The organism is Primorskyibacter aestuariivivens, assembly GCF_028023675.1.
GTDB lineage: Bacteria > Pseudomonadota > Alphaproteobacteria > Rhodobacterales > Rhodobacteraceae > Marinovum > Marinovum aestuariivivens.
The window spans coordinates 1-16,337 of the sequence record NZ_JAQIOZ010000020.1 but is presented as its reverse complement, the minus strand read 5'-3'; the positions used below and the strand labels follow the sequence as shown (position 1 = coordinate 16,337).

The following is a 16,337-nucleotide window of genomic DNA, read 5'->3' as shown; positions in this document are numbered from 1 at the left end:
CGTCAACCTTGCCTGTTCAGCGCCCCGCCGCCGTGTCAGCGCGACAGCCCACGCAGCAGCGCAATCGCCTTGGGGGCTGTAAAGGCCGCGTCATGTCCCCCGGCGCGCAACCCGGTAAACGGAGTCAGATCGACAATCTGCACCGGCAGCCCCTCAAGCCCGTCGCTCGAGGTGATTGCACCCAGACGGCGGGGTTTTCCCGCCAGCCACGCGGATAGCCCCAGAACACGGTCGCGTGCTGACACGGCCAGCACAAAGGGCTGCGGAAACGGTTTGATCCGCTGCGCCTGTCGCATGAAAACCTCCGGATCGATATCCGGCGAAATCAGCGCCACCCCCGACAGATGACGAAACACCGCGCCGCGCCCGCCAATGGACATTTGCCGCAGGGTCTCCACCACCAACTGCGAGCCCATGGAATGGGCGACCAGCAGTACCTTGCGACCGCTGCCCGTCAACTCCAGCAGCAGGGTTTCCAACGCGTCGCGGGAATAGATCACGCTGTCGCGGTCATAGACGTACCCCCCCGCCGAGCCCTCTGACGGCCATGAGAAGGAGATAACCGGCACGGTTGCCTCGTAATCGTGGGCAATCTGGGCCAACCGATAGGCCGCTTCGGCATGGTTCACATTGTAGCCATGCACAAACAGGATGACCTCGTCCCGCCCGCCGGGCGCCGCGGACAATGCGTTGTCAAATGTCTTTGTGTTTCCGTAGCTTACGGCGGATTTCAGCACGAAATGCTGTTCTGGACTCGCGGCCTGTCCCTCGGGCCATTCGATGCGGCCCGACTCGTGCAGCGGCGGGATCGAAATATCAAGCCGGGAAAAATGCGTCCTGTCGGAGCGCAGCGGCCCGAACTGCACCCCGTTTTCAACCAGCGCCATGCGGTTCGACGCGACAAACACGGGCTGCACGACGGCCTCGGCCGCGGGGACCGCAACCGGTTCGGGCACGCGCTGCAGAAAGCCGCGCGGCGCACAGCCCGCAACAGCCGCGACACACAAAAGAACACATATCAAATGTTTCATGTCCCACGTGTAGCGCGGGGCATGACCAACCAAAAGCGGGATCGCATCTGCCCCGGCATAAGAGCGCAACGGCGCCCAGGGGATGGCCAAAAGATCACATATTTTCCGCCGTCACGCAAAACGGGTTTCACAGGACAAATTGCATGTGACATAGTCTGCGAACAGCATCCGAGAGAGATGCGAAGAGGCAGCAGATGACCCAGCGTCGTACCCACCGAAATCTTGTCCCGCTCGGCGTTTTTGCCGTGGCCTTTACCTTGGGTGCCTATTTCACCTTTGCCGCTGTGCAAGGGGATTACGGCCTGTTCCGACGTGCCGAGATCCTCGACGAGGCGGCGCGCCTCACCGCAGAACGCGATCAGTTGCGCGCCGAGGTGACCCGAATGGAAAACCTCACCCACCGCCTGTCGGACGCCTATCTTGATCTGGACCTGCTGGATCAGCAGGCCCGCGATGTGCTGGGGCTGATCCGCACCGACGAGATCGTCATTCGCTAACGCGTTTCTGCCCGCAGCTCTGCCCCGATCCGGCAGATCTCGCGCACGACAAGCTCCAGATCCGTCCGCGTCGTGCGGTGGTTGCAGATTGCCACGCGCAGGCAATGGCGCCCCTTGACCCGCGTGTCGGAAAAGGCGGCAATCCCCTCTTCCTGAAGGCGCAGCATGATTTCGGTATTCAGATCACAAAGCGCCTCATCGCTCATCCTCGGCTCCGGCTCATAGCGGAAACAGACAATGTCCACGGCCACGTCGCTCACCCGTTTGAGCAGCGGCTCCGCATCGATCAGCGCCGCCAGCGCATGGGTCTGATCGATATTCTGGTCGATCAGACGACCCAGTTTGTCGACGCCATGCTCCTTGAGCGTCATCCAGACCTTGAGCGCACGGAACCCGCGCGAGGTCTGCGCGCCGTAATCCTGAAGATATTCCGCCGAAGCGATGCCGCGCGGCTTGTCTTCGAGATATTCGGGATGCACGGCAAAGGTCCCGCGGTGCCGGTCGGCGTCGCGCACCAGCGCGCAGCCCGCCTCGAACGGCACATGCAGGAGCTTGTGCGGATCAAGCGCCATGGAATCCGCGCGCTCCAGCCCGGCCATCAGGTGCCGATACCGCGGCGCAATGGCAATCAGCGCCCCGATGCAGCCATCCACGTGAAACCACATGTCCTCGCCCGCGCAGAGATCTGCGATCTCTGTCAGAGGGTCGATCGCGCCGGTATTCACCGTCCCGGCAGTGGCGATGACACAGGCCGGGCGATAGCCCGCAGCGCGATCCTCGGCGATAGCATCGCGCAGGGCCGCCATATCCATGCGCAGATCCGCCCCCGAGGGGATTCGCCGCAGCGTCTTGTTCCCCAGCCCGAGCAGTTCCATTCCCTTCTGGTGGCAGGAATGCACCTGATCCGAGGCGTAGTAGCGCAGCGGTTGGGGCATGGCGGCGACGCCTTCCTCGCGGATATCCACCCCGGCCTTGGCGTTGCGCGCCACCGTGAGACCGATGATATTGGCCATCGACCCGCCGCTGGTCAGTGTGCCCGAGGCGCTTTCGGGGAACCCCATCATCTGCTTGAGCCATGCGATGACCTGATTGTCCATCAAGGCCGCCGCGTTATTGCCGCCGCCCAGGTTGGAGCCGTCAATCGCCGCCAGAAAATCCGCCAGCGCGCCGCCAAAGGTGCCCGCGCCCATGTACCACATCCAGTAGCGCGGATGGATATTGCCCAGCGGATAGGGCAACAGCGTCTCGGTCAGTTCACCATAGACCGTCTCAAGTGCGGTGCCGGACCGCGGCAGCGGCGCGGCAAAACCCGCGCGTATCTCTTCGGTCGGATTGCGCCAGATCGGACGGTCCCGGACGTCGCGAACATGGGCCACCGCCTCGCGCATGATCTGCAGCCCGAGCCGTTCGACCGCGTCCCAATCCTGCGGGTCCAGTGTTTCTTCATGCGCGTTCTGTATTGGCTGGTTCATGGCGTCCCCCTGTTGCGTTTCGGCGCGCGTCGCGGTTCAAAACATCCTGAACAAGTGTAGCACAGCCCGGCTCGCACCCGAACCTGACGGCAAAATTACCCTCTTCCCCCATCCCCCCTCCTTGGGCTAGGCTATTGTTTAACGCTAAACAAAACGTCATGGGGAGGTGCCGTATGGCCGCGCGCAAAGCGACGAAAAAACCCAACGTCTCCAGTGAAGATCTGACGCAGTATTATCGGGATATGCTGCTGATCCGCCGCTTCGAGGAGAAAGCCGGACAACTCTATGGCATGGGGCTGATCGGTGGTTTCTGTCACCTCTATATCGGTCAGGAAGCGGTTGTGGTGGGGCTGGAAGCCGCCGCCGAGGAGGGCGACAAGCGTGTCACCTCGTACCGCGACCACGGTCATATGCTGGCCTGCGGCATGGACCCCAATGGCGTGATGGCCGAGCTCACGGGCCGCGAGGGCGGCTATTCCAAGGGCAAGGGCGGCTCCATGCACATGTTCTCGAAAGAGAAACATTTCTATGGTGGTCACGGCATCGTCGGCGCGCAGGTGCCGATTGGTGCGGGTCTGGCCTTTGCCGACAAGTACCGCGAAAATGGTCGTGTGACCTTTACCTATTTCGGCGATGGTGCCGCCAACCAGGGCCAGGTCTACGAGACATTCAACATGGCCGCACTCTGGTCCCTGCCGGTGATTTTCGTCATTGAAAACAACCAGTACGCCATGGGAACCGCCCAGAAACGCTCCACCTCCACCCCCGATCTCTACATCCGAGGCGAGGCCTTTGGCATCCCCGGCGAGGTGGTGGACGGGATGGATGTGCTGGCCGTGCGTGATGCAGGTCTCAAGGCCGTCAAACACTGTCGTGACGGCAAGGGTCCCTATATCCTTGAGATCAAGACCTACCGCTACCGCGGCCACTCGATGTCGGACCCGGCGAAATACCGCACCCGCGAAGAGGTGCAGAAAATGCGCGAAGAGCGCGACCCCATCGAACATGTGCGCGAGATGCTCTTGCAGGGCAAACATGCCTCCGAGGAGGATATCAAGGCCATCGACAAAGAGATCAAGCAGGTGGTCAATGCCAGTGCCGATTTCGCCCGCGAAAGCCCCGAACCCGACCTGAGCGAGCTCTGGACGGATATCTACGCAGAAGCATGATCTGCTGTGCTGAACCCGGGGTTTCATTTCCATGACGGCACAAGAGCTAGACCAGTTGCTGGCCTCGCCGCTTCTGGCTTTCATGGCCATCGGCGCGGTCATTTCTTCGCTGATCCCGTCGCTGGTGCTGAAATGGCTGATGTCGGCGATCTACAATATCAAGGTATCTTTCTGGATCCTGCTCTTCGTCCATGTGTTGCACGCGCTTATCATGATCGTGGGCATGGCCTATCTGGGCTTTCTCGACCCGGTGGTTGTCGAAACCCTGCCGATGGTTCCCTTGCTGTTGCTGTCCGTGGGGTCTACGGCGCTCAAGCTGATCTTGCTGACGCTGTTTGTCGCCAACGAAGACGGCGACATGATCGCCATGTGGCGCTGGCTCATGGTCGAGATCGTCGAATTCTTGATCTACATTCTGATCTCGCTGGTGTTCCTGCTGGTAAAGATGTTGATCTTGGGCGGCATCCCGCCGCAACTATCGCAAGTCTTAAACTGAACAAATACGGTGTGACCCATGGCTACTGAAATCCTCATGCCCGCCCTGTCGCCCACGATGGAAGAAGGCACGCTCGCCAAATGGCTGGTCAAGGAGGGCGACACCGTCTCTTCCGGTGACATCATCGCCGAGATCGAAACCGACAAAGCCACGATGGAGTTTGAGGCGGTGGACGAAGGCATTATCGGCAAATTGCTGATTTCCGAAGGCACCGAAGCCGTCAAGGTCAACACCCCCATCGCCGTTCTGGTCGAAGAGGGGGAGGAGGTGGAGGATCAATCGTCCAGCTCCGCTGAAAGCGGTGACAACGGTGACGCGTCAGATGATGACACGCCCTCCCGCGCACCCGACGAACCCGTCGCAGCCGCCCCCGCCGCCCCGGCCCCTGACCGCGAACAGGACTGGCCCGAGGGCACCGAACTGACCCAGCAAACCGTGCGCGAGGCGCTGCGCGATGCCATGGCCGAGGAAATGCGCGCCGATGACAGCGTCTACCTGATGGGCGAGGAGGTGGCCGAATACCAGGGTGCCTACAAGATCAGCCAGGGGCTGCTGGACGAGTTCGGCGGCAAACGGGTGATCGACACGCCGATCACCGAACATGGCTTTACCGGCATTGCTGTCGGCGCCGCCTTTGGCGGGTTGCGGCCGATCGTCGAGTTCATGACGTTTAACTTCGCCATGCAAGCCATTGACCAGATTATCAATTCGGCGGCCAAGACGCTCTACATGTCGGGCGGCCAGATGGGTGCGCCCATGGTGTTCCGCGGCCCCAATGGCGCGGCGGCCCGGGTTGGTGCCCAGCACAGCCAGGATTACGCCGCCTGGTACGCGCATATCCCCGGGCTCAAGGTGGTGATGCCCTATTCGGCCTCTGACGCCAAAGGCCTTTTGAAATCCGCCATCCGCGACCCGAACCCGGTGATCTTCCTCGAAAACGAGATCCTCTACGGCAAGAGCTTCGACGTGCCGAAACTGGACGATTACACCGTCCCCTTCGGCAAGGCACGTATCTGGCGCGAAGGCGAGGATGTGACCATCGTCAGCTTTGGCATCGGCATGACTTACGCGCTGGAAGCCGCGGAAAAGCTTGCCGAAGAGGGCATCTCCGCCGAAGTGATCGACTTGCGCACCCTGCGCCCGATGGACACCGACGCCATCATCTCTTCGGTGCAGAAAACCAACCGCTGCGTCACCGTCGAAGAGGGTTTCCCGGTCGGCTCGATTGGCAACCACATCTCGGCAGTGCTGATGGAACAGGCGTTTGATTATCTCGATGCGCCCGTCATCAACTGCACGGGCAAGGACGTGCCCATGCCCTACGCCGCCAATCTTGAGAAACTTGCCCTCACCTCCACCGCCGAGGTGATCGAGGCGGTGAAAAAGGTCACCTATCGCTGATGGAGATCATGGGCCGCGATATCTACACCGAGAGCTATCGCATCGCGATTGATGTGGCGGGCGCGCCGGTGCGCGCGCTTGTGCCCGAACGGCTGTTTTCCGAGCGCGGCACCCGCCCGTCACACCAGCAGGCCTATGAAGGCATCGCCCAGCAGAAACGCAAAATCGAGACCGCCATTACCCAACTGGCCAGCGGCCAGACGCCGAAACCGCCCTATGATACGATCACCCTGATCCCTTCTTCTGTTTGAAAATACCTCGGGGAGCGCGAGGGGCTGGCCCCTCGCCCCCGTCCCCGCCACACGCGCCGCACTTGGAGACAAGACCATGCCCACCGAAATCCTGATGCCCGCCCTTTCCCCCACCATGGAAGAAGGCACGCTTGCCAAATGGCTGGTCAAGGAAGGCGACAGCGTGGCCTCCGGCGACCTTCTGGCCGAGATTGAGACGGACAAGGCCACGATGGAATTCGAAGCCGTGGACGAAGGCGTGATCGGCAAATTGCTGGTCTCCGAGGGCACCGAGGCGGTGAAGGTGAACACGCCCATCGCAGTGCTTCTGGAGGAGGGTGAAAGTGCCGATGACATTGGCGAGGCATCCGCACCAGCGCCCGAGGCGGCGCAGCCCGCCGAGGCGGCTGACGAGGCGGCCCCCGCAGGGGGCTCCGAGACAGCCGCACCCCCTGCCCCCGCCTCCGCCGACGGCGGCCGCATCTTCGCCTCGCCTCTGGCCCGCCGGATCGCCGCCGACAAGGGGCTGGATCTGAGCCGGATCAAAGGCTCCGGCCCGCGCGGTCGCATCGTCAAGGCGGATGTGGAGGGGGCCAGCCCCAGCGCCGCACCCAAAGCCGAGGCCCCGGCCCACGCCGCATCGGACGCGGCCCCGCAAGCCGCGGCCCCCGCGCCCAAACCCGCCTCTGCCAGCCAGATCGCCGCCATGTATGAGGGCCGTGAGTATGAGGAAATGCCGCTTGACGGCATGCGCAAGACCATCGCCGCACGGCTTACCGAGGCCAAGCAGCAGATCCCGCATTTCTACCTGCGCCGCGACATTCAGTTGGACGCGCTGCTCAAGTTCCGCAGCCAGATCAACAAGCAGCTCGAGTCCCGCGGCGTGAAACTGTCGGTCAATGATTTCATCATCAAGGCCTGCGCCGCCGCGCTTCAACAAGTGCCCGACGCCAACGCAGTCTGGGCCGGTGACCGGATCCTGAAACTGACCCCCTCGGACGTCGCCGTCGCCGTCGCCATCGAAGGCGGGCTGTTCACTCCGGTCCTGAAAGACGCACATCAGAAATCGCTCTCCGCGCTCTCGGCGGAAATGAAAGACCTCGCCACCCGCGCCCGCGACCGCAAGCTTGCCCCGCATGAATATCAGGGCGGCAGCTTTGCCATCTCCAATCTCGGCATGTTCGGCATCGACAATTTCGACGCCGTGATCAACCCGCCTCATGGCGCGATCCTTGCTGTCGGGGCTGGTGTCAAGAAACCGGTGGTGGGCGAAGATGGCGAACTGGCCGTCGCCACGGTCATGTCCGTGACGCTCAGCGTTGATCACCGGGTCATTGATGGCGCGCTTGGGGCGGAACTGCTGGCCGCAATCAAGGACGGGCTGGAAAATCCGATGGCATTGCTGGCCTGATCCGGGCCGCGTGTTTTGTGACCTGTCCAACATATCCTGCATGGTGGGGCGACCGGGACCTTTCCGTCTCCAGCCGCTCTGTGCCGGACGGCGCAAACGCGCCCCGATGATGCAACCGGATTGGCGCTGCGCATGGCCGCCAATAAAGTAATCAAGGCAGGCGTCTTTCTGTCGCGACCACTCCTGGCGCAAGGCTTGATCTGGAGGTTTCGGGTGCCACGGCTATAATGGGACTGAAATTTCTGGCCGGTGCTGCCGCGTGAATTCAAAGGAACCATTGTGAAAATACTGCAATTCGGAAATTGTCAGCTGCTTTCCGCTGCCGAACTTCTCGAAATGGCCGGGCATGAGGTCAGCACGCATCTGTTTGGTAAAATCGATCCCGAACATCTGGAACAGGATTACATTCGCGGCTTTGACATGGTCATCGCGCATGAAACCTATAAAAAGCGGGCGGAACTCAAGACCGCCTTGAAAGATCACCCCAAACTGGTCCTTATGCCCGTCTTGTTCTTCGACGGCTTTACCCCCGATGACGAGATCAACATTGCCTATCAAGACGGTCGCCAAATGGCACCGATGTCGCGGATTGCGGTTGGCGCGTTCCGCAATGGCTTGACCCGAAAAGAGGCAAAGGCACTTTACACACCCGAATTCTGCGATCTGATGGGCTACAAACAGGCCCTGCATCGCGCGCGGAAAAACATGGCACGCCGCGTGTCACCCTACATTGCCGACATAGATCAGCTCATCTCCAAATGGTACGCGGAGGGTGTTTTCTTTCATACCGGAAATCACCCCAAACTCACCGTTGTCGAGGATGTCCTGCGCGAAATCCTGCGGCGCGACGCCGGTCTGGACCTGCCCGCAGGACTGGCCGCGTTTTGCACGGATCCGCTGCAAAAATTCGCCATTTCTCCGCAAGCCAACCATCCTGCGGCGCAAAACCTGATTTCCGATCCGAACCATGTGCGCAAACTGGGGGCGCATCTGGGGGGCAAGCTGATCAGTTGCAGGGACTTCGTGGATTTCTGCTACGATATTCTTCAGGCGAACAAGGGCCAACTGACGTTCAATGACGCCTCCAACGCGCAGTTCGACAAGGCGCTCCGGCTCTGGAAGGGGAAAAACGCGCCCGAGGCGGCGCGCAATCCCTATCGCAGCCAACCCAACCATGCGTTCTGGACGCGCGCCGTGGCGCGCCCCGCCACACAGGACGTATGCCCGATCGGCCACACGCAGCCCGTGATTGCCCCGGACACCAAGGTGGCAACGGCGGGCAGCTGCTTTGCCCAACATGTCGCGCGCGCCATGGTTGCCGACGGCCTGACCTACTATGTGGCCGAAACCGCGCCCGAGGACATGCCCGCCGAGGTGGCGGACGCGCGGGGCTACGGGCTGTTTTCGGCGCGCTACGGCAACATCTATTGCGCACGCCAGCTGCTTCAGCTCATCCGCCGCGCCTATGGGCGTTTTCAACCGGTTGAAACCGCCTGGGAGGTCGAAGGCGGTTTCGTCGATCCGTTCAGGCCGAATATCGGCGAGGTCTTTGAAAGCCCCGAGGCCGTGGATGCGGCGCGCACAGAGCATCTGGCGTCCGTGCGCGAGATGTTCGAAAGCCTCGATGTCTTTGTCTTTACCATGGGCCTGACCGAAGGCTGGGTGGATCGTCGCGACGGGGCCAATTTCCCGGTCGCGCCAGCCGCGATCACGTCTAGGATCAATCCGGATCATTATGAATTCGTGAATGCGAACTTTGGGGCCGTGACATCAGAGATGTCGGCGTTTCTGGTCGAACTCGCCCGCATCAATCCGACGGCAAAGGTGATCCTCACTGTGTCCCCCGTCCCGCTGATCGCGACTTATACCGATACGGACGCGCTGAGCGCGACGACCTACTCGAAATCGGTCCTGCGGGCGGTTGCAGGCGATCTGGCACAGGGTTTCGACAATGTGCTGTATTTTCCGTCCTACGAAATCATCACCGGAGGCTTCAATCGCGGTGCCTATTTCGAGGATGATTTGCGATCCGTCAAACCCAAAGGCGTGGCACATGTGATGCGGGTCTTCCGCGAGCGTCTGGTTGTCGGCGCAGGTTCGGACATCGTCGCTGAACCGTCTCGCACCGACGAGACACCGGACGAAGAGTACATCCGTCAATTGGAAGTGGTCTGCGACGAGGAACTCCTGGTCCGCTGACATCCCGGCCAAATGACAGGACTTCGATTTTCTATGCTTCGCAAAAGGTGGACGTGGCGGAGGGGATGGGTTTGGCGTCGAACCTTCTCCACCCTAACCTATTGAATTTTATTATATAAAAAATAGCCCTCTGAACGAAGCCCCTGCAGAAGCCCCTGCATCGGTCGACCACGACTGCTGATGCGGAGCAGGCGTCAGGTGACAGTGAACTGCCCCATCATGCCCGCATCCTCGTGTTCGAGGATGTGGCAGTGAAACATGAACGGTGTCTCGCGGCTGGCGGGCTGGTCGAACCGAGCGAGTATCTCGGCCTCGCCGGGCACCAGCACTGTGTCTTTCCAGCCGGTGTTCTCGGGGCGCGGGGGCCCACCGTTCTCAGTGACCGCCCGGAAGCGTACGCCGTGGACGTGGAAAGGATGCGCCACCATGGTGCTGCGGATCTGCCAGCGTTCTACCGATCCGAGGGCGACCTCGAAATCGATCCGGCGCATGTCGAAAGGGCGACCGTTGATGGCAAAGCCACCGCCGCCCATCATCATGCCGCCCATGCCCATGTCGAGCGTGAACTGCCTCGTAGCGACCTCGGCGCCTGACAAATCCGCGGGCGCGCCATCCAACTGATCAGGCAGGCGGGTGATCCGAGCGGACAGCGCCGAGTCGGTGGCGAACTGCAGGACGCCATAGGCTTGGCCCGGATCGCTCATCAGCACCGGCGTTCCGCCCGACGAGAAATCCACAAGCACCTCGGCCCGTTCACCAGGTGCCAGGCGCAGCACATCCAGCGCGACGGGTGCAGGCAAGAAGCCGCCATCCGTTGCCACCAGGTGCATGGGCCGCGTATCGTCGAGGTACAGCGTATAGATGCGCGCGTTCGAGCCGTTGAGCAGGCGCAGCCGCACGATCCCCTGCGGCACGACCGCAGTCGCGCCCACCTGACCATTGACCAGCATCCGGTTCCCGGCAAACCCGTGCATAATGTCCATCATCGACGGGTCATAAACCATACGCCCGGAGGCATCGAACCGGCGATCCTGCAAAACCAGTGTCAGATCGTCGAGGCCATATGTAGACGGCAGCCCGCGCGCGTCGTCCTGCCCGTCCGTCACGTGGATGACCCCGGCCAGTCCGAAATAGACCTGCTCCGCAGTTCGCTCGTGGATATGCGAGTGATACCAGATGGTTGCCGGGTCCTGCCCAATGGACATCTCCGGTTGCCATGTGGCGCCGGGCGCAATTGCGAGATGCGGACCGCCGTCATGTTCACCCGGCACCAGAAGGCCGTGCCAGTGCGTGCTGATGGGTTCACCAAGAGTATTCTTCACTTCGGCGGCCAGTTCACCGTTCTGCATCAGGATGGTCGGGCCCAGATACGCCTGATTGAAGCCGGCGGTCGGCATGCCGGGACCACCGGCAAAGGCGGTGCTCCCCGACGTCGCCGTCAGCGCCAAACGCCCCGTGTCCCGCGTATCGAGAAGCGGCGGCATGGCGAGCCGCGTTTGCGGCGTTTGTCCCTGCGCACAGGCTTGTCGGACTGACGTTTGCGAAAGGACGCCAGCGGACAGGATCGCTGCGGAGGTCGAAGTCAGGAACTGGCGTCTCTTCATTCTGATCTTTCAAGGTTTGGCTGGAAGCGTCGCCATGGCAAACCCTTCTTTGGCAGTGGGGTATGACGGAACACGAGACTGAAACCATCGCAGCTGCCTGTAGGCGCGACCAGAGCCTCGCGTGTCCTCAAAGGACACGATGCGCCGGGGATCAGTCTGCCAGCAGCTTTTTGCGTTCGGAGAACTCGGTCGAGTCGATCTCGCCCTTGGCATAGCGCTCTTTCAGAAGCGCCAAAGCTCTGTCGTGCGCGGCATGACTGCTGGCGGCGGGTCCGGCCACGCCGAACAGGCGCAGGAGATATATGATCCCGGCAACGATCCCGACGACGATCAGAATCATGAAGATCGGCCCAAGGACCATCCCGAAGCCTCCCCACTGGCTGCTGCCCCACATCATGTCATGGCCATGATAATAAAGGCCGTTTCGATCCGGGATTTCCCCGACCTGTGCCATCGCCGAACTCGCGGCGAGGCAGAGTGCGCCCGCCATGCTCGGGACAATCGCCCTGTTCCTGAATTCCATCCTTTGACTCCCTCGGCATGGCATCGACTGCGGCCACCCACTAAGTACTTAATCATATGGGAAAAAGGGCGCCTAAGCCCTGATCTGCATCAAGACGGCAGCGGCAAAATACTATAGCATGCTGCGCAGATACGCAGGCGTGGATTGTAGTACGACATCTCTGATTTGGCCGCGCAAGGCCGATTTCAGCGCCGCCGCATGTAGTCAGCGTCTCGCAAGCCCCAAACCAAGGATTCCTTTTCAGTGAGCTATACGATCAACGGCATGTTCAAGGACGCCACACTTGAAGACATCGATGCCCGCATCCGAGCCGCCCTCTCTGATAACGGATTCGGCGTGCTGACCGAGATCGACGTCAAGGCGACGATGAAAAAGAAGCTCGACGTCGAGATGTCGGCCTATCGTATTCTCGGCGCCTGCAACCCCAAGATGGCGCATCAGGCGATCGGGATCGAGCCGCGGGTGGGAGCGATGCTGCCCTGCAACGTCATCCTGCGCGAGGTAGATGGCGGCGTTGAGGTCAGCGCCATCGACCCGGTGGCGTCGATGCAGGCGATCAAAAACGCTGAACTAACGTCCGTCGCGGGCGAAGGCCGTCGAGGCGATCTGAGATGAGCCTGCGCGGCGCCATCTTCGCGGCGCTTGCGATCCTCGGGATCGCCCTTCTCGGCGTATGGCAGTTCGCGCCATCGGCGTTCGCAGCGGCGCGCGGGCTGATGGACGGTGAGCGCCTCGATATGCTGGTGGCGCGCGCAGGCCTCTGGGGCCGGTTGTGATCGTCACGCTGATGACCCTCGCGGTCGTGGCCAGCCCGATCCCGAGCGCGCCCATCGCGCTGGCCGCCGGGGCTGCCTACGGGCATCTCTGGGGGACCGTCCAGGTCGTGATCGGCGCAGAGCTCGGGGCGTTGATCGCGTTCGGCCTCGCGCGAGTTCTGGGTCATGACGTCTTGCGACGTGTGTTCGGTGACCGGGTCGATGCCGGTCTGCTCGGCTCGCAGACCGCGTTGACGGCAACGGTCTTTGCCAGCCGCCTGATGCCCTTCGTGGCCTTCGACATGATCAGCTACGCGGCGGGGCTCAGCCGACTGCAAGCTTGGCGCTTCGCGCTTGCGACACTGGCGGGTATCGTTCCAGCGAGCGTCTTGCTCGCGCATTTCGGTGGCGAGGCTGTTAGCGGGGACCCCGGGCGGGCGACATGGGCGGTGCTTGGCCTCGGCCTGGTCACCGGATTGCCGCTGCTTTGGGTGGCGATGCTGAGAAGGCCTGAAGAAGGCGCTCACGATCACGATTGAAAAGCGCTTGAGCTTCCAACGGCTGGAGGCCGCAAGCTGAAACGAAATACCGAAAGGCTGGCACCTCATGGAGCACGATCATAATCACGCAGCGCCCGACATTCCGGCGGGAGCAGAGACGGCCAAGGATCCGGTCTGCGGGATGACGGTCGCGGTCCAATCCGACACGCGCCACGCAGAGTTCCAAGGCGAGACTTTCCACTTCTGCTCTGGAAAATGTCAGACGAAGTTCAAGGCCGATCCGTGGTTTTACGCCTCGGGCCGCGCCGCTGGACGCCCGAAAGCGGCCCCTGCGAACGTCCAGTACACCTGTCCGATGCACCCCGAGATTGTCCGCGACGCCCCCGGCGCTTGCCCGATCTGCGGCATGGCGCTTGAGCCGATGGTGCCATCCGATGAACCCAGCCACGAACTGACCGACTTCACGCGGAGGATGTGGATCTCGGCCGCGGCCGCTGTGCCGCTGATCATCCTGACCATGGGCGGGCTGGTCGGCCTGCCGGTGCGCGACTGGATCGGACACCAGACGGCCAGCTACCTGGAGTTCGTGCTGGCGACGCCCGTCGTGCTCTGGGCGGCGCTGCCGTTCTTCAAGCGCGGCTGGGACTCGCTCGTGAACCGCTCGCCCAACATGTGGACGCTGATCAGCCTCGGCGTCGGGGCGGCCTATCTCTATTCGATCTTCGCGACGTTCCTGCCGGGCCTTTTCCCCGAACAGTATCGCATGGGCGCTGGCGTCGGCACATACTTTGAAGCGTCGGTCGTCATCGTGGCGCTGGTCTTTTTCGGCCAAGTGCTGGAACTGCGCGCGCGCGAACGCACCGGCGATGCGATCCGAGCGCTTCTTGACCTCGCGCCAAAGACCGCGCGGCGGATCGAGGCAGATGGCTCCGAAAGCGACGTTCCGTTGGACTCCATCGTGGAGGGCGATCGCCTGCGTGTGCGACCCGGCGATGCGGTCCCGGTCGATGGCGTGGTGATCGAGGGGCGGTCCTCTATAGATGCAAGCATGCTGACGGGCGAGTCGATGCCGGTGGAAAAAGGTCCGGGCGATGCGGTGACCGGCGCCACGATCAACAAGAACGGCAGCCTCGTGATCGAAGCGAGCAAGGTCGGTGCCGATACAGTGCTGGCGCAGATCGTGGCGATGGTGTCGAACGCGAAGCAGTCGCGCGCCCCGATCCAGGGGTTGGCGGACCGGGTCTCGGCAGTCTTTGTGCCGACCGTGGTCGGGGTGGCGATCCTCGCCTTTGCCGTCTGGATGATCTTCGGCCCGGAACCCGTGCTCGTCTTTGCCATGGCGGCCGCCGTTTCGGTGCTGATCGTCGCCTGCCCCTGCGCGCTTGGGCTGGCGACCCCGATCTCGATCACCACGGCAGCGGGGCGCGGAGCGCAGGCGGGCGTGCTGATCAAGGATGCCGAGGCGCTGGAACGCATGGCGGGCGTCGACACACTGATCGTCGACAAGACCGGCACGCTGACCATGGGCAAGCCGAAGCTGACCGACACGGTGGCGCTGGAGGATGTGGCCGAGGCTGACCTTCTGTCGTTGGCCGCAGCGCTGGAACGCGGGTCCGAGCATCCTCTTGCTGAAGCGATCGTGGAAGGGACTGAAGCGGCGGGTGCCACGCGGCAAGAAGCCACCGACTTCGAGGCGGTCACCGGCAAGGGTGTGCGGGGACAGATCGGCGGACGCGCCGTGGCGCTCGGCAACACGGCGATGATGCAGGAGATGGGGCTCGATACGGCCGAGGCCGAGACACAGGCCGATGCCCTGCGCGCCGAGGGCAAGACAGCGATGTTCATCGCGGTTGATGAGGCGCTGGCGGGCATCGTGGCGGTGGCCGACCCGATCAAGGACAGCACCGCGCAGGCCATCAAGGAACTCCATGCGCAAGGGCTGCGGGCGATCATGGCGACGGGCGACAACGAACGCACGGCGCAGGCCGTGGCGGGCAAGCTCAGCATCGGTGAGGTGCGCGCCGGCATCCTGCCCGAAGCCAAGAAGGACCTGATCGACCAGTTGCGCCGTGACGGCCACAAGATCGCGATGGCGGGCGACGGCGTGAACGACGCGCCCGCGCTGGCCGCCGCCGACGTCGGTATCGCCATGGGCACCGGTGCCGACGTGGCGATGGAAAGCGCCGGCATCACGCTGCTGGGCGGCGACCTGATGGGCATCGTGCGGGCGCGCAAACTGGCGCGGGCGACCCTGCGCAACATCAAGCAGAATCTGTTTTTCGCCTTCGCCTACAATTCCCTTGGCGTGCCGATTGCTGCCGGGTTGCTTTATCCCGTGACCGGGCTTCTCCTGTCGCCGATGATCGCGGCCGCGGCGATGAGCCTCTCGTCCGTCTCGGTTATCTCGAATGCGTTGCGTCTTAGACGTGTTGACCTGTAACTGGGTAGAAAGGAGAAACGCATGACGACATTCCACATCCCCGACATGAGTTGCGGCCACTGCAAGGCGACGGTTGAAAAGGCTATCATAGTCCTCGACCCCGAAGCCCATATCAATTTCGACATGGAAGCTAGACGGATCGCGCTGGATAGCGTCATGGAAGTTGCAAAAGTGCAGGCTGCTCTTGCCGAGGCCGGTTACCCCGCCACCCCAGTTTGAGGTTTTGGCCTAGTCCAGATCTGCAGTGACCTGATCCGATTTAATCTAGGTATGGCTCGTAAACACCACCGTGTTGCCATCGCGCAGAACAAGCAGCGTGTCAAAAGCATCGCGTTGATCGCCCATTTCCATACCCGGCGATCCAATCGGCATTCCGGGCACGGTCAGGCCAATCGCGTCGGGTCGCTCTGCCAGAAGCCTCTGAATATCCGATGCCGGAACATGGCCTTCAATGACATAGCCTTCAATGATTGAAGTGGTCCCGGAAAACTGGACAGTCAGCTAAGGTGTATCCCAAACCTTTGAAGGGATACGAGAATGGCGAAGCGCCGGAATTTTACGGATCAGTTTAAAGCCAAGGTGGCGTTGGAAGCGTTGCGTGGCGACAAG

14 protein-coding genes and 2 pseudogenes are annotated in these 16,337 nt (G+C 62.1%); 11 read left to right on the top strand and 5 right to left on the bottom strand.

The features are described from left to right. Positions 1-35 precede the first annotated feature (35 nt). Positions 36-1,031, bottom strand: coding sequence for an alpha/beta hydrolase (locus PGB28_RS17710; RefSeq protein ID WP_271422864.1), 996 nt, complete (start codon positions 1,029-1,031; stop codon positions 36-38). A 194-nt stretch (positions 1,032-1,225) separates the two neighbouring features. Between PGB28_RS17710 and PGB28_RS17705 the strand changes: the two genes are divergently transcribed. Next, on the top strand, positions 1,226-1,528 hold the full coding sequence (locus tag PGB28_RS17705) for an FtsB family cell division protein (RefSeq protein ID WP_271422863.1): 303 nt from the start codon (positions 1,226-1,228) through the stop codon (positions 1,526-1,528). Here PGB28_RS17705 and PGB28_RS17700 read toward each other — a convergent pair. Continuing rightward, a complete protein-coding gene (locus PGB28_RS17700) occupies positions 1,525-3,000 on the bottom strand; it encodes a pyridoxal phosphate-dependent decarboxylase family protein (RefSeq protein WP_271422862.1) in 1,476 nt (491 codons plus the stop codon). The genes PGB28_RS17705 and PGB28_RS17700 overlap by 4 nt on opposite strands. Positions 3,001-3,173: 173 nt before the next feature. Here PGB28_RS17700 and pdhA point away from each other — a divergent pair, with 173 nt between their 5' ends. The 6 genes from pdhA to PGB28_RS17670 all read left to right on the top strand — a co-directional run bounded on the left by pdhA (position 3,174) and on the right by PGB28_RS17670 (position 9,906). After that, complete coding sequence (gene pdhA, locus PGB28_RS17695; protein ID WP_271422861.1) at positions 3,174-4,169, top strand: pyruvate dehydrogenase (acetyl-transferring) E1 component subunit alpha; 996 nt, start codon at positions 3,174-3,176, stop codon at positions 4,167-4,169. Between the two features lie 31 nt (positions 4,170-4,200). After that, positions 4,201-4,665, top strand: coding sequence for a hypothetical protein (locus tag PGB28_RS17690; protein WP_271422860.1), 465 nt, complete (start codon positions 4,201-4,203; stop codon positions 4,663-4,665). Between the two features lie 18 nt (positions 4,666-4,683). Next, positions 4,684-6,066 carry a pyruvate dehydrogenase complex E1 component subunit beta gene (locus PGB28_RS17685; protein ID WP_271422859.1) on the top strand — a complete coding sequence of 461 codons (1,383 nt, stop codon included), beginning with the start codon at positions 4,684-4,686 and terminating at the stop codon, positions 6,064-6,066. Then, the gene (locus PGB28_RS17680) at positions 6,066-6,317 is read left to right on the top strand and encodes a hypothetical protein (protein ID WP_271422858.1); all 252 of its coding nucleotides are present in this window, start codon (positions 6,066-6,068) and stop codon (positions 6,315-6,317) included. The genes PGB28_RS17685 and PGB28_RS17680 overlap by 1 nt, the downstream gene beginning before the upstream one ends. Before the next feature lie 76 nt (positions 6,318-6,393). Further along, the gene (locus PGB28_RS17675) at positions 6,394-7,707 is read left to right on the top strand and encodes a pyruvate dehydrogenase complex dihydrolipoamide acetyltransferase (RefSeq protein ID WP_271422857.1); all 1,314 of its coding nucleotides are present in this window, start codon (positions 6,394-6,396) and stop codon (positions 7,705-7,707) included. A gap of 279 nt (positions 7,708-7,986) precedes the next feature. Beyond that, positions 7,987-9,906, top strand: coding sequence for a GSCFA domain-containing protein (locus PGB28_RS17670; RefSeq protein WP_271422856.1), 1,920 nt, complete (start codon positions 7,987-7,989; stop codon positions 9,904-9,906). 194 nt (positions 9,907-10,100) lie between these two features. Here PGB28_RS17670 and PGB28_RS17665 read toward each other — a convergent pair whose 3' ends face one another. Both PGB28_RS17665 and PGB28_RS17660 read right to left on the bottom strand, forming a co-directional pair. After that, positions 10,101-11,510: a multicopper oxidase family protein gene (locus PGB28_RS17665; RefSeq protein WP_271422855.1), complete on the bottom strand. Its 1,410-nt coding sequence runs from the start codon at positions 11,508-11,510 to the stop codon at positions 10,101-10,103. Between the two features lie 151 nt (positions 11,511-11,661). Continuing rightward, positions 11,662-12,000, bottom strand: coding sequence for an SHOCT domain-containing protein (locus PGB28_RS17660; RefSeq protein WP_271422854.1), 339 nt, complete (start codon positions 11,998-12,000; stop codon positions 11,662-11,664). 276 nt (positions 12,001-12,276) lie between these two features. On the opposite strand from PGB28_RS17660, the gene PGB28_RS17655 reads away from it, so the two are divergent. From PGB28_RS17655 to PGB28_RS17640, 4 genes and pseudogenes are all read left to right on the top strand, one after another. Then, positions 12,277-12,648: a DUF302 domain-containing protein gene (locus PGB28_RS17655; protein WP_271422853.1), complete on the top strand. Its 372-nt coding sequence runs from the start codon at positions 12,277-12,279 to the stop codon at positions 12,646-12,648. Then, positions 12,645-13,327: pseudogene (locus PGB28_RS17650) on the top strand (TVP38/TMEM64 family protein). The gene PGB28_RS17655 and the pseudogene PGB28_RS17650 overlap by 4 nt, the downstream one beginning before the upstream one ends. Positions 13,328-13,394: 67 nt before the next feature. Beyond that, on the top strand, positions 13,395-15,728 hold the full coding sequence (locus PGB28_RS17645) for a heavy metal translocating P-type ATPase (protein ID WP_271422852.1): 2,334 nt from the start codon (positions 13,395-13,397) through the stop codon (positions 15,726-15,728). 21 nt (positions 15,729-15,749) lie between these two features. Next, positions 15,750-15,947: a heavy-metal-associated domain-containing protein gene (locus PGB28_RS17640; protein WP_271422851.1), complete on the top strand. Its 198-nt coding sequence runs from the start codon at positions 15,750-15,752 to the stop codon at positions 15,945-15,947. Between the two features lie 45 nt (positions 15,948-15,992). Here PGB28_RS17640 and PGB28_RS17635 read toward each other — a convergent pair. Then, positions 15,993-16,205 (bottom strand): annotated as a pseudogene (locus tag PGB28_RS17635) (DUF411 domain-containing protein); the annotation flags it as partial. Positions 16,206-16,337 lie beyond the last annotated feature (132 nt).

Coding starts and splice junctions, on each gene's coding strand:
- PGB28_RS17685 (WP_271422859.1), top strand. CDS start 4,684: ATGGCTACTGAAATCCTCATGCCCGCCCTGTCGCCCACGATGGAAGAA.
- PGB28_RS17675 (WP_271422857.1), top strand. CDS start 6,394: ATGCCCACCGAAATCCTGATGCCCGCCCTTTCCCCCACCATGGAAGAA.
- PGB28_RS17640 (WP_271422851.1), top strand. CDS start 15,750: ATGACGACATTCCACATCCCCGACATGAGTTGCGGCCACTGCAAGGCG.
- PGB28_RS17645 (WP_271422852.1), top strand. CDS start 13,395: ATGGAGCACGATCATAATCACGCAGCGCCCGACATTCCGGCGGGAGCA.
- PGB28_RS17710 (WP_271422864.1), bottom strand. CDS start 1,031: ATGAAACATTTGATATGTGTTCTTTTGTGTGTCGCGGCTGTTGCGGGC.
- PGB28_RS17690 (WP_271422860.1), top strand. CDS start 4,201: ATGACGGCACAAGAGCTAGACCAGTTGCTGGCCTCGCCGCTTCTGGCT.
- PGB28_RS17660 (WP_271422854.1), bottom strand. CDS start 12,000: ATGGCGGGCGCACTCTGCCTCGCCGCGAGTTCGGCGATGGCACAGGTC.
- PGB28_RS17700 (WP_271422862.1), bottom strand. CDS start 3,000: ATGAACCAGCCAATACAGAACGCGCATGAAGAAACACTGGACCCGCAG.
- pdhA (WP_271422861.1), top strand. CDS start 3,174: ATGGCCGCGCGCAAAGCGACGAAAAAACCCAACGTCTCCAGTGAAGAT.
- PGB28_RS17665 (WP_271422855.1), bottom strand. CDS start 11,510: ATGAAGAGACGCCAGTTCCTGACTTCGACCTCCGCAGCGATCCTGTCC.
- PGB28_RS17705 (WP_271422863.1), top strand. CDS start 1,226: ATGACCCAGCGTCGTACCCACCGAAATCTTGTCCCGCTCGGCGTTTTT.
- PGB28_RS17680 (WP_271422858.1), top strand. CDS start 6,066: ATGGAGATCATGGGCCGCGATATCTACACCGAGAGCTATCGCATCGCG.